The following is a 13,828-nucleotide window of genomic DNA, read 5'->3' as shown; positions in this document are numbered from 1 at the left end:
CGACCCCCGGCTGCCCGCTACTCCCGGATCCGCACGGGAAGGCTCGTCAGGCCCCGGATGAGCGTGCTGCTCCGCCAGGCCAGGGTCTCCGGCTCCGCGGCCAGGGCGAGGTCGGGGAAGCGGTCCAGGAGCGTGCGGAAGGCGATCTCCCCCTCCAGCCTCGCCAGCGGGGCTCCGAGGCAGTGGTGGATCCCGTAGCCGAAGGCGACGTGCTGGCCCGTGTCGCGGTGCAGGTCCAGCGCGTCCGGCTCCGGGTAGCGCTCCGCGTCCCGGTTCGCGGCGGTCAGGGCCACCATGACGACCTCGCCCGCCGGGATCCCGGTGCCGCCGATCGTCACCGGCTCCGTGGTGTACCGCAGGGTCGCGAGGTTCACCGGGCCGTCGAACCGCAGGAACTCCTCGACGGCGGCGGGCGTGAGCCCGGGGTCCGCGCGCAGCTCGGCGAGCTGCTCCGGGTGCGTGAGCAGGGCCAGGACGCCGTTGCCGATCAGGTTCACCGTCGTCTCGTGCCCCGCGACGAGCAGCAGGAACGCCATCGACGTCGCCTCCCGCGGAGAGAGGCGGTCGGCGTCCTCGGTCGCCTGCACGATCGCCGACAGCATGTCGTCGCCCGGGTTCGCCGCCTTGTCCGCGACCAGTCGCGCCAGGAACTCCGCCATCGCCGCGCCGGCGGCGCCGCGCTCCTGCGCGGCCCCGGCGGAGAGCAGGGTGTTGGACCACCGCCGGAACGCGTCCCGCTCGCCCTCCGGCACCCCGAGCAGCTCGCAGATCACCGTCATCGGCAGCGGGAACGCGAAGGTGTCGAGCAGGTCGACGGTCCCGTCCCCGGCGGTGGCGCGCGCCTCCATGTCGTCCGCGAGGGCGTGGGCGATCGCCTCGATCCGCGGCCGCATCCTGCTGATCGCCCGCACGGTGAAGGCCCGGTTGACGAGCTTGCGCAGCCGGGTGTGGTCCGGCGGGTCGCTGTTGAGCATGTGCCCGGCCAGCGAGTCCGCGAACGCCATGCGCCTGTCCGGAGCGACGGAGTGCCGGTCGAGGAGCTCCATGAACCGGCCGCCGTCCTTGGAGAGCCGCGGGTCGTTCAGCGCCTCCCGCGCGTCCGCGTGCCGGGTGACCAGCCAGACGCGGAGCCCGAGCGGCGTCACCGCGCGGGCGACCGGACGCTCGTCGCGCAGCACCCGGTAGAGGGCGTGCGGATCGGCCAGGAAGTCCTCGCCGAGTTCGATCGGTTCGCTGGTGGTCGGCACCGTGCTCGTCATCCGGGCTCCTCGTGGCATCCGGCCCGCTCCCCGCGACGGGCTCGCTGCTCACCGTAGGCCGGTCGGCGCTGAGTCCCTCTCAGCCCGGAGGAACGGGGAGATCGAGGCGGTACCGGGCATCCTCGGCGTCCGTGATCAGCATGTACCCGGGCGCGTGCGCGATGGCCAGCGCCGGCCGGGACTCGACGACCGCGGCCTGCGGGGTCACCCCGCACGCCCAGAACACCGGGACCTCGTCCTCCCCGATCGTCACCGGGTCGCCGTAGTCCGGCTTCTCGACGTCGGCGATCCCCAGCTCCGCCGGGTCCCCGACGTGGACGGGCGCGCCGTGCACCGCCGGGTACCGGGCCGTCACGGCGACGGCGGTGTCGACGAGCCGGGCCGGGATCGGCCGCATGGACACGACGAGCGGGCCGCCGACCGATCCGGCGGCGCGGCAGCGCCGGTTCGTCCGGTACATCGGCACGTTGACGCCCTCGGCGATGTGCCGCACGGGCACACCGTCGGCCAGCAGGGCCCGCTCGAAGGTGAAGCTGCAGCCGAGCAGGAACGCGACCATGTCCTCACGCCACCACCCCGTCACGTCCGGGGTCTCCTCGACGAGCTCGCCGTCGACGTAGACGCGGTAGAGCGGGATGTCCGTGCGGACGTCACCGTCGAGCAGCGGGCCGGAGACGGCGCCGGCGTCCAGCACGTCGAGGACCGGGCAGGGCTGCGGGTTGCGCTGGGCGAAGAGCAGGAAGTCCCAGGCCGCGGCGGCGGGGACGGCGATCAGGTTGGCCTGGGTCCAGCCGTCGCACCAGCCCGCGGTGGGCGTCACGAGACCGTCGCGGAACCGCGCGCGGGCCTCGGCGGGGGTGAGCGTGCTCGGATGCATCGTGCTCCTCACGAGTAGCGGAATCGGACGGGCTGGCCGGGGCGGATCTGGGACGCGCGGTCGACATCCGCGTCGGCGACGACGGCGATCACGGGGTAGCCGCCGGTCACGGGATGGTCCGCGAGGAAGACGACGGGTTCGCCGCCCGGCGGCAGCTGGACCGCCCCCCGGGTGATGCCCTCGCTCGGCAGGGACCCCGCGCCTTCCGGGACGGCGAGCGTCGCGCCCTCGAGCCGCATGCCGACCCGGTCCGTGCGCGCCGACGCGGCCCAGATCGTCCCGGCGAGACCGCGGGGGTCCGACGCGTGGTCGTCCCGCGGGCCGGCCACCACCCGCAGGGTGACGAGGCCGGCGGGCGGCGGCGCGACCGGGGCGACGTCGATCAGCGGGAACGTCGGCGGCTCGGGCCCGATCGGCAGCTCGTGGCCCTTCTCCGGCTTGGGCGGTCCGAGTCCGGACAGGACGTCCGTGCTCCGCGAGCCCAGCACGGGCGCGACGTCGACGCCGCCGCGCACGGCGAGGTAGGTGCGCAGCCCGGCCGGGGGCGGGCCGAGCCGCAGCTCCTGACCCGGGCGCAGGAGGATCAGCGCGTGGTGGCCGACCGGGGTGCCGTCGACCATCGCGGGCGCGGCGGCGCCGGTGAGGGCGACGGTCAGCAGGGCCGTGGCGCGGGCGGCGAACCCGCCGAGCAGGATCTCGATCCCTGCGGCGTCCTCCGGGTTCGCGACGAGCCGGTTCCCCAGCCGCAGCGCCGCCCGGTCCGCGGCGCCGGAGCGCCCGACCCCCGACGCCGCCAGCCCGGGCCGGCCCAGGTCCTGGACCAGGGCCTGGGGACCGGTCTCGACGATCTCGAGGGCCTTCACGTGCCGGCCACCGTGAACCGCACCTCCGCCCCCGGCGCCAGCAGCGCGGGCGGGTCCCGATCCAGATCCCAGAGCACGGCGTCCGTCCGGCCGATCAGCTGCCAGCCGCCGGGCGACGAGCGCGGGTAGATCCCGCTGAACTCCCCCGCGAGCCCGACCGAGCCGGCCGGGACGACGGTCCGGGCCTCGTCCCGCCGGGCGACGGCGAGCCGCGGGTCGCCGCCGGTGAGGTAGGCGAACCCGGGGGCGAACCCGCCGAACGCCACGCGCCACGCCCGACCGGTGTGCGCGGCCACGACGTCGGCCTCGCTCAGCCCGGTGAGCCGGGCGACCTCGGCCAGGTCCGGGCCGTCGTAGACGACCGGGATCTCGATGCTGCCCGCCGGCGCCGGTGCGTCCTCCCCGGCCCGCACCTCCAGCTTCTCGACGGCCTGGCGCACCGACGCGAGCTCTGTGCCCGGCTCCAGGACGAGCAGGACGGTCCGCGCGGCCGGGACGACGTCGAGCACGCCGGGCAGGTCCGCGGCGCGGCAGGCGTCGGCGAGCACCACGACCTCGGCGGTGTCCGCGACCTCCAGCAGCAGGCCTGCGTCGCCGTACGGCAGGAGCGCCGGAGTGATCACGCGAAGGACCGCAGCGTGACGCCCGCGCCCTCGAGCCCGGCCCGCACCGCGGTCGCCATCGCGACCGCGCCCGGCGAGTCCCCGTGCACGCAGGCGGACTCGGCACGGACCGGCACGTCGGAGCCGTCGACGGCCCGGACCACGCCCTCGTCGAGCAGGCGCAGCAGCCGGGCGGTGACCTCCTCCGCGTCGTGGAGCAGGGCGCCGGGTTCGCGGCGGGACACCAGGGTGCCCTCCGGCGTGTAGCCGCGGTCGACGAAGAACTCCGGCACCGCCCGCAGCCCGGCCGCCTCCGCGGCGCGGAGCAGCGCCGAGCCCGGCAGGCCCAGCACCGGCAGCGACGGGTCGTAGTCCCGCACCGCCGCGACGACCGCCGCCGCCTGCTCCTCGTGGTGGACGGTCGCGTTGTAGAGCGCACCGTGCGGCTTGACGTACCGCACGGCCGTCCCGGTCACCCGGCACATCGCCTCGAGCGCGCCGAGCTGGTAGACGACGTCGTTCGCGAGGTCGGACGGCGGGACGTCGATGAAGCGGCGGCCGAAGCCGGCGAGGTCCGCGTAGGCCACCTGCGCACCCACGACCACGCCGTTCGCGGCGGCACCCGCGCAGGTGCGGCGCAGCGTCGAGGGGTCGCCCGCGTGGAACCCGCAGGCCACGTTCGCGCTGCTCACCAGCCCGAGCATCGCCTGGTCGTCGCCGAGGTCCCAGCGGCCGAACGACTCGCCGAGATCGCTGTTGAGGTCCAGGGTGCCCACCCGCCCGAGACTAGGGATTGTTCAACAATCCAGCAAGACTTCCGCCGTCATCTCTGCGGGGAGTGCCCGATCCGCCACGGCGTCACGCCGCTGAAGGCACGGTTGGGCGGAGAAGAGCAGGGATGCAGGACGCGAGCATGCACCGCGCGCCGACGACGGGGGTGTCCGACGGGACCTCAGTCCCGACGGCTCCACGGGTCGTCGTCGCGCTCGAGCCACGGTTCGGGGCGCCACGGGTCCTGGTCGACGCCGCGGACGGATCCCCAGCCCCCGGCTGTCTCCCGTTCCTCGTCCATCGTCTCGGTGACCGCCGCACCGGACCCGCGAACGGCGGAGCCGGCGGACGCACCGCGCGCAGGCAGCGCGCCGTTCGTCGCGCCGCCGAAGGCGGGCTCCTCGTGGCCCTCCTCCGCGCGGTGCCGGCCGGCCTCGAGCCCACGCTGGTAGGTCGCCAGCCGGCGCCGGATCTGCTCGGGCTCGCGTTCCGTGGAGACGGCGGTCGCGTTCGGCAGGTCTCGCAGCGGCGGCGGCACCATCTGCCGCCCGGGACGGCGCTGGGGCAGCCCACTGGCGGTGAGCGGCAGCTCCTCCTCCGCGCGGGCGGCCCGCTCGGTGGCCATCCGCCAGCCCTCGTCGCCGGCACTGACCCAGTTCCGCGGCGCCCGGCTGCTCTCGGTGCCCGTACCGCCGGTGTTCTCGCCGGTCAGCCAGGAGTCCGCGAGGCCCGTGCCGTTCGCGTGCCCGTTGGTGTGGCCGTTCGGCGCGGGCTCCGGCTCGTCGCCGGTGCGGAACCAGGCCGAGGCGACCTCGGCGAAGATCGGCGTACCGCCGATGTCCCCCCGCCGTGACCGCCGCCGACATCGAAGGAACCGAAGAGCTCCTCGGCCGAGCTGGCGGTGCCCAGGACGACGGCCGACGAGCCCCGCCGCCGGCCACCGGCCCCGGCCGGGACCGGCTCGGGCCGGGCGGACGGGCCGTGCGCGGGCAGCGGCGCGGACTCCCACGCCGACGGGAAGACGGGGGCGGGGCCCGCGGCCGCCGCCTCGACCGCCTCGCGCGGGAAGCGCACCAGCGCGACGAGCCCGACCCCGGACGGCAGCGCCGAGCCCGGAGGGGCCTGCAGCTCGACCCGCCCGCCGCAGTGCTGCGCGAGCCGGGCGGCGAGGAACAGCCCGACCCGCTCCGCCGGGACGGCCTCCGCCGGCGTGCCACCGAGCTCGCGTTCCAGCTGCTCGGCCTCGTACCAGGACAGGCCGGCGCCCTCCGCCTGCAGCTCGACCGTGACGCCGCCGTCCCCGGCCCAACGGCCGACGACCTCGACGCGAGTGCCGGGCGGGACGGTCTTGCCCGCGTAGGTGAGGAGCTCGGTGACGATCTGCGTGGCCGTGACGGCGACCCCCGGCACGAACGCTGCGGCCGGGGCGGGCGCCACGGAGACCTGCGACGGGTCCGCGGCGCCCGCCGCGGCCTCGCCCAGCACACGTCCGACGTCCCCGGCGACCGGGCCGGGGCGCTCCGGGCGGCCGCCGCTGAGCGCCAGCAGGTTCTCCCCGTCCCGCAGGGTGCGGCGCGCCGCGAAGGCGACCTCCGCCAGGTCCGCGAGCGCCCCGCCGCGGTTCTCGCCGGCCCGCAGCCGCTCCGCGAGCATCAGGACCCGCTCGCCCTGGGCGCACATCCGCCGGGCCAGAGCCTGCAGCACGCCGTCCGTGGTGCCGGCCGGCCCGGCGGACACCCCGGCAGCGGCGCCGTCGGCGGAACGTCCGGTCCACGCGCCGGCCGGCTCGCCCAGCCAGGAGCCGGACGGGGTGTCTCGCTCCACTCTTCCTCCGCAACGACCGGTGCTCGTCCGTGGCCGCGGCTGACGCGTGAACGTCGGCGCCCACCACATCGGACCCGGCGCGATCGGCGGCGAGCCCGGGGTCCGTCGTGGGGAGCGTGCGGCCCGGAGTCTGTCGGGGCCCGAGATTACCGGCGGACGGTGCGCGGCGCGCCCCTGTCTGCGGTGGCCGGTCGCCCCGGTGGGGTCGGGCGGTGGCCTGGCAAGCCGACACGCCGGGAGATCATCGACTCGTCCGCCCATCGCAGCCGGAGCACCGGTGGGACGTGCGGGAACCCCGGAACAGGGCGGGGAGAGGAGGGGACAGGCGACCCGACCGCGACGCTGCGGCGGGTTCGCCCGGAGGGAATCTAGGCGACCCCCGCCCGGACGTCCAGGGTCCACACCCGACTTTCCCACCCGATCAGGTGACGCCGGACTCCTCCTACTCGAAGCGTGACGGATCCCCGGCGCCCTTGCGGACGACCTCCGGCTCCGGCCCCGACAGGTCGACGACGGTGGTGGGCTCGACCCCGCAGTCCCCCGAGTCCAGGACGGCGTCGACGGCGTGGTCCAGGCGCTCCTTGATGTCCCAGCCCTGCGTCAACGGCTCCTCCTCGTCCGGGAGCAGCAGGGTGGAGGACAGCAGCGGCTCGCCCAGCTCGTCGAGCAGGGCCTGGGTGGCCCGGTGGTCCGGGATCCGCACGCCGACCGTCTTCTTCTTCGGGTGCAGCAGCCGCCGCGGGACCTCCTTGGTCGCGGGCAGGATGAACGTGTAGCTGCCGGGCGTCGAGGCCTTGACCGCCCGGAACACCGCGTTGCCCACGTGGACGAACTGGCCGAGCTGCGCGAAGTCCCGGCAGACGAGGGTGAAGTGGTGCTTGTCGTCGAGCCGGCGGATCGCGCGGATCCGGTCGAGGCCCTCCTTGTTGCCCAGCGCGCAGCCCAGGGCGAAACAGGAGTCCGTCGGGTAGGCGATCAGCCCGCCGTCCCGCACGAGGTCGACGACCTGGCGGATCGTGCGTCGCTGGGGATCGTCGGGGTGGACGTCGTAGTACCGCGCCATACCGGGAGCCTACGAGCAATCGGGCGTCCGGCGTGGGGTCCGCGTCCACGAACCCGCCGCTTCCGGCCTCGAGACGGTTCACCCTGGCGGACCCGGTGCGGCACGGCTACGGTTCCCCCACAACTTGATCACTCGGGAGCTCGCGGCAAGCGGGCTGAGAGGGCGGCTTCACCCCCGGTCGACGGGGGTCGGGCGTCGCCGACCGAAGAACCTGTCCGGGTAATTCCGGCGTAGGAAGGACAGCCATGACTGCACTGACCGGTGCACGTCCGCAGGTCACCACGGGTCCCATCCGGGGCTCGCACAAGGAGTACATCGAGGGCCCTGACGGGCTGCTCGTCCCGGTGCGCCGGATCGAACTCGGCAACGGCGAGCACCACGACGCCTACGACACCTCCGGCCCCTACACGGACGACGCGGTGGCCATCGACGTCCACTCCGGACTGCCGCGGCTGCGCGCGACATGGCCCACGGAGCCCGACCCCGCCACGGGGGCGCGCACGCAGCTCGCCCACGCCCGCGCCGGCCGCGTCACCCGGGAGATGCGGTACATCGCCGTCCGGGAAGGCCTCGACGCGGAGCTGGTGCGTTCCGAGGTGGCCGCCGGGCGGGCGGTGATCCCGGCCAACCGGTGCCACCCCGAGCTCGAGCCGATGATCATCGGTCGGCGGTTCCTGGTGAAGATCAACGCCAACATCGGGAACTCGGCCGTGACCTCCTCCATCGAGGAGGAGGTGGACAAGATGGTGTGGGCCACCCGGTGGGGCGCGGACACCGTCATGGACCTCTCGACCGGCAAGGACATCCACGCCACCCGCGAGTGGCTCCTGCGCAACTCGCCCGTCCCGATCGGGACGGTGCCGATCTACCAGGCCCTGGAGAAGGTCGGGGGCGATCCGGCGAAGCTGTCCTGGGAGGCCTACCGCGACACCGTCGTGGAGCAGTGCGAACAGGGCGTCGACTACATGACCGTGCACGCGGGCGTGCTGCTGCGCTATGTCCCGCTCACCGCCAAGCGCCTCACCGGCATCGTGTCGCGCGGCGGCTCGATCATGGCCGCGTGGTGCCTCGCCCATCACCGCGAGTCGTTCCTCTACACGCACTTCGAGGACCTCTGCGACATCCTGCGCAGCTACGACGTGACGTTCTCCCTCGGCGACGGGCTGCGTCCGGGATCGATCGCCGACGCCAACGACGACGCCCAGCTCTCCGAGCTTCCGGACGCTGGGCGAGCTCACCCGGATCGCCCGCGCGCACGACGTCCAGGTCATGGTCGAGGGCCCCGGGCACATCCCGCTGCACAAGATCCCCGAGAACGTGCGGCTCGAACAGGAGTGGTGCGACGGCGCGCCGTTCTACACCCTCGGCCCGCTGACCACCGACATCGCGCCCGGCTACGACCACATCACCAGCGCCATCGGCGCGGCGACGATCGCGCAGGCCGGCACCGCCATGCTCTGCTACGTCACCCCGAAGGAGCACCTGGGCCTGCCCGACCGGGACGACGTCAAGACCGGCGTCATCACCTACAAGATCGCCGCACACGCCGCGGACCTGGCCAAGGAGCACCCCCGCGCCCAGGCCAGAGACGACGCGCTGAGCCAGGCGCGCTTCGAGTTCCGCTGGCTCGACCAGTTCCACCTGTCCCTCGACCCGGACACCGCGCTGGCGTTCCACGACGAGACGCTGCCCGCCGAGCCGGCGAAGACCGCGCACTTCTGTTCCATGTGCGGGCCCAAGTTCTGCTCGATGCGGATCACCCAGGACGTCCGCGACTACGCCGAGGAGCACGGCCTCACCAGCGTCGAGGCCATCGAGGCCGGCATGGACGCGAAGTCCCGGGAGTTCGCGGACGCCGGCGGCCGGGTCCAGCTGCCGCTCACCCCGGTGGCAGAGCGGCGCGGCACAGCGGCCACGGGCGATGCGGAGGGCGGGAGGCTTCCGTAGCGTGGCGGTCCCGAGCCGGTCGACGACGGCCGGTGGACGCGACCTCCCGGAGGGTCCGACGTGAACGTGGCCGACCTGCTGACCGATTCCTTCGGCCGTGTCGCCGCGGGGATACCCGCTGTGCTCGAGGGTCTCGACGAGACTCAGCTCGGCCTGCGCGTCGACGGCGAGGCGAACTCCATCGCGTGGCTCGTCTGGCACCTCACCCGGGTGCAGGACCACCACGTCGCGGACGCGTTCGGCGGGAACCAGATCTGGACGTCGGAGGGCTGGGCCGAGCGCTTCGGCCTCGACCTGCCCGTCGAGGACACCGGCTACGGGCACGGCCCGGCCGAGGTCGCCGCGGTCCGCGCGAGCGGGCAGCTCCTCGCCGGCTACCACGCCGTCGTCGCCGAGCGGACCCTCTCCCTGGTCGGCGGCCTCGTCGACGACGACCTGGACCGCGTCGTCGACGAGCGCTGGGACCCGCCGGTCACCCTGGGCGTCCGCCTGGTCAGCGTGATCGACGACGACACCAAGCACCTCGGCCAGGCCGAGCTCGTCCGCGGCCTCCTCCCCGGCTAGGAGGGTGCGAGAGTGCACGCATGGATCTACAGCTGAGCGGCAAGCGGGCGATCGTCACCGGCGGGAGCCGGGGCATCGGCTTCGCCGTCGCGGACACCCTCGCCGCCGAGGGCGCCGACGTCGTGGTCGTGTCCCGCAACAAGGACTCCCTGGAGGCGGCGGCGGAGAAGCTCCGTGCCCGCGGCGGCCGGGTGCTCCCGCTGGTCGCGGACACCACGGACGACGCGTCCGTCCGCGCGATGGTCGACGCCGCGGTCGCCGAGCTCGGTGGCGTGGACATCCTGGTCAACGCCGCCGCCGCACCGGCGAGCGCGGCCGCGAGTGCCGACCTCGCCGGGACCACGGACGACGCGGTCCGCGAGCAGATCGAGACCAAGGTGCTCGGCTACCTCCGCTGCGCCCGCGCCGTCGCCCCGCACATGACGGGGCAGGGCTGGGGCCGGATCGTGCACGTCAGCGGGCTCAACGCGCGGAAGTCCTCGCAGCTCGTCGGGGCGATGCGCAACGTCGCGGTGGCCGCCATGGGCGCCGCGCTCGCGCAGGAGCTCGGGCCGCAGGGCGTCAACGTCACCGTCGTGCATCCGGGCTTCACCGTCACCGAGCGCACGCCCGGGATGATCGCGAGCCGGGCGGAGGCCGAGGGCGTCTCCGCTGCCGAGGCCGAGGCGCAGTTCGCGGCGACCACCACCGTGGGCCGGTTGATCACCGCCAAGGAGGTCGCGGATGTCGTGGTGTTCCTGGCGTCGCCGCGCAGCGTCGGGATCAACGGCGAGTCGATCGGGGCCGGCGGTGGGACGCCGGACGTCATCCACTACTGACCCGGCCGCATGCCCGGGGACTCGTCCGTTCGGTTCCGCGGTTGACGGGCGAACGGCGGCGGGCATACTCGGCCGGATGACCTCCGCTCCCCCGGCGCGACGCATCACCCCGGCCGGATACCCCCGGACCCGGCGGCGCCCGGCCCGCCGCCCGCTGTACTACCTCCTGGGCACGGCCGGTCACCCCAACTACGGCGACGAGCTGATCGCGTCGATCTGGCTCCGGCACCTCGCGCGGATCGCCCCGGAGGCGGACGTCTGGCTGGACTGCCCGGTCCCGGGCTCGGCCGCCGTGCTGCTGGACGGGCTGCACCCGAGGGCCCGCTTCACGGACACCGCGTGGCGGCTGTGTGCGGAGGCGCCGCCCGGCGGTCCGTGGGGGAAGGCCGCCTGGGTGCAGAGCGCGCTGGAGAACCCCGGCCTCGCCTACCGCTGGGTGAACGGGATCGAGCTGATGGCCTCGGCGGACGTCGTGCACGTGATCGGCGGCGGTTACGTCAACGGCATCTGGCCGCACCACATCGGACTGCTCGGCGCCGCCGCGGCCGCGACACGACGCTCGGGCGGACGGGCGGTGCTCACCGGCCAGGGCTTCACCCCCGTCGACGAGGCGGAGGCCTCCCTGCTGCGCGCGCTCGTCGACCGGTTCGACGTCGTGGACGTCCGGGACGCGGCGTCCGCCGAGGCGCTGCGGATGCCGCAGGCGCAGGGCGTCGACGACGCGTTCCTCGGCGCGGGCGCGTTCCCGCACGTCGAGCACACCGCGGACCTGCCCCGGTACATGCTCTGCCTGCAGTCCGACATGACCGAGCACGACGGCGGTGACCTCGCCGCGTTCACCCTCGCGACGCTGCGGGCATGGAACGCCGAGCCCGCGGACGTCGGCATCGTCGAGGGCATCCCCGGGCAGGACCGCGCGGTGTTCGGGCTGATCGAGCACGCGCTGCCGGGGGCCCGGTTCTTCCCGTTCAGCGAGGTGTGGCGCTCCGGCATGCCGGTGGCGCCGCACCAGACCTGGCTCTCCACCCGCTTCCACGTGCACCTGGTCGCGGCGGCGGCCGGGGCGAGCGGCGTTGCGGTGAGCCTCAAGCCGGACTACTACACGACCAAGCACGGGTCACTGGTCGAGCTCGGGTCGCACTGGCAGCTCGTCGAGGACCTCACGGACGTGCCGAAACCGCCGGACGGCGGCGGGTTCGACCCGGAGGCGCTGGCCGGTCACACACGGCGCAAGGCCGCGGTGGCCGCCCGGATCTATCCCGGCTGAGCCCGGTCCCACCTGCGGGGAGTTTTCGCCCGGGCCGGTGAGGGGAATCGTCCGAGGTGTCCGCGCCCCGACCGGAAGGTGACCGCTGATGCCCAGGACCGCCGACGGACCCGAGCTGCTCCCCGAGACCGAGGAACTCGCGACCGGAACGAACTTCGCCGCCGTCTCGACGGTGTTCCCGAGCGGCCGGATCCAGACACAGACGATCTGGGTGCACGTCGCGAACGGGAAGATCGTGCTGAACACCGAGACCCACCGGGCGAAGGCCCGCAACGTGCAGCGGGACCCGCGCATCACCGTGCTGATCCGAGACGAGAACGACCCCTACCGCTACGCCGAGGTCCGGGGCCGGGTGACGGACACGACCACGGGGCCCGAGGCCCGCGCGCACGTCGACGAGCTGTCGCAGAAGTACACGGGCCGGCCGTACCCGCCGGAGAACATCAAGTCCGAGCGGATCATCCTCTGGATCACACCGGAACGGCAGACGTACATCGACCAGGGCAGGGGTCTCACCTGACGCCCCCTCCCCGACGAGAGGTGGCCGGGGCCATGGCCCCCGAGACCACGGCCCCGGCCCGCAACCGCCCGTCCGCTCCCCAGCGACCGGCGGCAAGTTCAGGTTGGTCCTCGCCCAGGTGTCTGGTCTACCCGCCACGGCGAGAGTCAACCCGTCCGTGGGACATTGTGTCATAGCTCACCCGCGAATGTAGCGAGGCGGATCATGGGTGCCCGGCGGTGCGCGAGCGCGGACTCCAGGTCCTCGAACGTCGCCTCCCCTACCTCACCGTCGGGCGAGGTGGCGATCAGGATTCCGTGCGCATGCGGGCCAGGCGGCGGGTGGTCGGCCAGCGCACCTCGCTCGCCCAGCCGAACCGCTCGAAGAACCAGATCACCCGGGCCGAGATGTCGATCTGGCCGGGCAGGACGCCGTGCCGGGCGCAGGTGGGGTCCGCGTGGTGCAGGTTGTGCCAGGACTCCCCCATGGACAGCACCGCGAGCGGCCAGAAGTTGCGGGAGCGGTCCCGGGAGCGGAACTGCCGGCGGCCGACCATGTGGCAGATCGAGTTGATGGACCACGTCACGTGGTGGCACAGCCCCATCCGGACCAGCCCGCCCCAGAAGAACCCGGTCAGCACACCCCCCAGGACCAGCTGAGCAGTCCACCGAGGATCGCGGGGAGCGCGAGGCTGACCAGGACCCACACGCCGAAGAGCCTGCTCACCCGGCTGACGGCGCGGTCCGCGATCAGATCCGGGATGAAGCGCTCCCAGTTCGTCTTCCGCCGCTCGAACAGCCAGCCGATGTGCGCCCAGACGAAGCCCTTGCCGACCGCCCACGCCGACGTGCCGTAGCGCCACGGCGAGTGCGGGTCTCCCTCCTTGTCCGAGAAGGCGTGGTGCCGGCGGTGGTCGGCGACCCAGGCCATCACCGACCCCTGGATCGCCAGCGACCCGCTGATCGCCAGCGCGACCCGCAGCCAGGGCTTGGCCTTGAACGACCCGTGGGTGAAGTGCCGGTGGTACCCGACGGTCACGCCGAGGATGCCGACCACGTAGAACACCGCCGCGACGGCGATGTCCCACCAGCCGATCCCCCAGCCCCACACGAAGGGGACGGTGGCGAGCAGGGCGATCCCGGGTCCGACCACGAACAACCACACCAGCCCCTGCTGCCAGCGGCTACGGGTCGTGCCGAGCATCGGTTTCGGGCCGGTGGGTCGGTCGACCGGGCGGTCGTCGGCGGGACTGGCGGGGGCGGGGCCGGCGGCCTCGACGGACAATGGTCACCTCGATGATCGTGTCTGCGGTCCGGCGGCGTGCGGGAACCGGTCGGTACCGAGCGTAGGCGGTCCTCACCGCGCGCCACAGTCCTGCCGCTGCATACCCCGGAACGACGTGGTGAACACGGCTTGCTCGCGACGTTCTTCCGAGCCCGGTCCCGGCCACCGTCGGTGAGCTCGGGTCAACCGG

The 13,828-nt window shown here is 74.1% G+C and carries 12 protein-coding genes and 2 pseudogenes; 5 read left to right on the top strand and 9 right to left on the bottom strand.

What is annotated here, in order from left to right; genetic code table 11:
• Positions 1-17: 17 nt before the first annotated feature.
• The 8 genes from WBK50_RS12025 to WBK50_RS11990 all read right to left on the bottom strand — a co-directional run bounded on the left by WBK50_RS12025 (position 18) and on the right by WBK50_RS11990 (position 7,259).
• A complete protein-coding gene (locus WBK50_RS12025) occupies positions 18-1,259 on the bottom strand; it encodes a cytochrome P450 family protein (protein WP_341335680.1) in 1,242 nt (413 codons plus the stop codon).
• A gap of 79 nt (positions 1,260-1,338) precedes the next feature.
• The gene (locus WBK50_RS12020) at positions 1,339-2,136 is read right to left on the bottom strand and encodes a putative hydro-lyase (RefSeq protein ID WP_341335679.1); all 798 of its coding nucleotides are present in this window, start codon (positions 2,134-2,136) and stop codon (positions 1,339-1,341) included.
• 8 nt (positions 2,137-2,144) lie between these two features.
• On the bottom strand, positions 2,145-2,999 hold the full coding sequence (locus WBK50_RS12015) for a 5-oxoprolinase subunit C family protein (protein WP_341335678.1): 855 nt from the start codon (positions 2,997-2,999) through the stop codon (positions 2,145-2,147).
• A complete protein-coding gene (locus WBK50_RS12010) occupies positions 2,996-3,622 on the bottom strand; it encodes a 5-oxoprolinase subunit B family protein (RefSeq protein WP_341335677.1) in 627 nt (208 codons plus the stop codon). Before WBK50_RS12010 ends, WBK50_RS12015 begins: the two co-directional genes overlap by 4 nt.
• Positions 3,619-4,377, bottom strand: coding sequence for a LamB/YcsF family protein (locus tag WBK50_RS12005; protein ID WP_341335676.1), 759 nt, complete (start codon positions 4,375-4,377; stop codon positions 3,619-3,621). Before WBK50_RS12005 ends, WBK50_RS12010 begins: the two co-directional genes overlap by 4 nt.
• Before the next feature lie 176 nt (positions 4,378-4,553).
• Positions 4,554-4,997, bottom strand: coding sequence for a hypothetical protein (locus tag WBK50_RS12000; protein ID WP_341335675.1), 444 nt, complete (start codon positions 4,995-4,997; stop codon positions 4,554-4,556).
• Between the two features lie 83 nt (positions 4,998-5,080).
• A complete protein-coding gene (locus WBK50_RS11995) occupies positions 5,081-6,196 on the bottom strand; it encodes a histidine phosphotransferase family protein (protein WP_341335674.1) in 1,116 nt (371 codons plus the stop codon).
• A 442-nt stretch (positions 6,197-6,638) separates the two neighbouring features.
• Positions 6,639-7,259 (bottom strand): L-threonylcarbamoyladenylate synthase, encoded by a 621-nt coding sequence (locus WBK50_RS11990; protein WP_341335673.1) that lies wholly within the window; start codon positions 7,257-7,259, stop codon positions 6,639-6,641.
• A gap of 245 nt (positions 7,260-7,504) precedes the next feature.
• Here WBK50_RS11990 and thiC point away from each other — a divergent pair.
• From thiC to WBK50_RS11965, 5 genes and pseudogenes are all read left to right on the top strand, one after another.
• Positions 7,505-9,206, top strand: a pseudogene (gene thiC / locus WBK50_RS11985) (phosphomethylpyrimidine synthase ThiC).
• Between the two features lie 60 nt (positions 9,207-9,266).
• Positions 9,267-9,770 (top strand): mycothiol transferase, encoded by a 504-nt coding sequence (locus WBK50_RS11980; protein WP_341335672.1) that lies wholly within the window; start codon positions 9,267-9,269, stop codon positions 9,768-9,770.
• A gap of 20 nt (positions 9,771-9,790) precedes the next feature.
• Complete coding sequence (locus WBK50_RS11975) at positions 9,791-10,588, top strand: SDR family NAD(P)-dependent oxidoreductase (RefSeq protein WP_341335671.1); 798 nt, start codon at positions 9,791-9,793, stop codon at positions 10,586-10,588.
• A 76-nt stretch (positions 10,589-10,664) separates the two neighbouring features.
• Entirely contained in the window at positions 10,665-11,855 is a 1,191-nt protein-coding gene (locus WBK50_RS11970; protein ID WP_341335670.1) for a polysaccharide pyruvyl transferase family protein, read from the top strand.
• An 88-nt stretch (positions 11,856-11,943) separates the two neighbouring features.
• Positions 11,944-12,375 (top strand): PPOX class F420-dependent oxidoreductase, encoded by a 432-nt coding sequence (locus WBK50_RS11965; RefSeq protein WP_341335669.1) that lies wholly within the window; start codon positions 11,944-11,946, stop codon positions 12,373-12,375.
• Between the two features lie 286 nt (positions 12,376-12,661).
• Here the strand turns inward: WBK50_RS11965 and WBK50_RS11960 are convergent.
• Positions 12,662-13,557 (bottom strand): annotated as a pseudogene (locus WBK50_RS11960) (acyl-CoA desaturase).
• Positions 13,558-13,828: the final 271 nt, after the last annotated feature.

The organism is Pseudonocardia sp. T1-2H, from assembly GCF_038039215.1.
Lineage (GTDB): Bacteria > Actinomycetota > Actinomycetes > Mycobacteriales > Pseudonocardiaceae > Pseudonocardia.
Note: the sequence above shows the minus strand (reverse complement) of the source record. Positions and strands in the feature narration are given on the sequence as shown.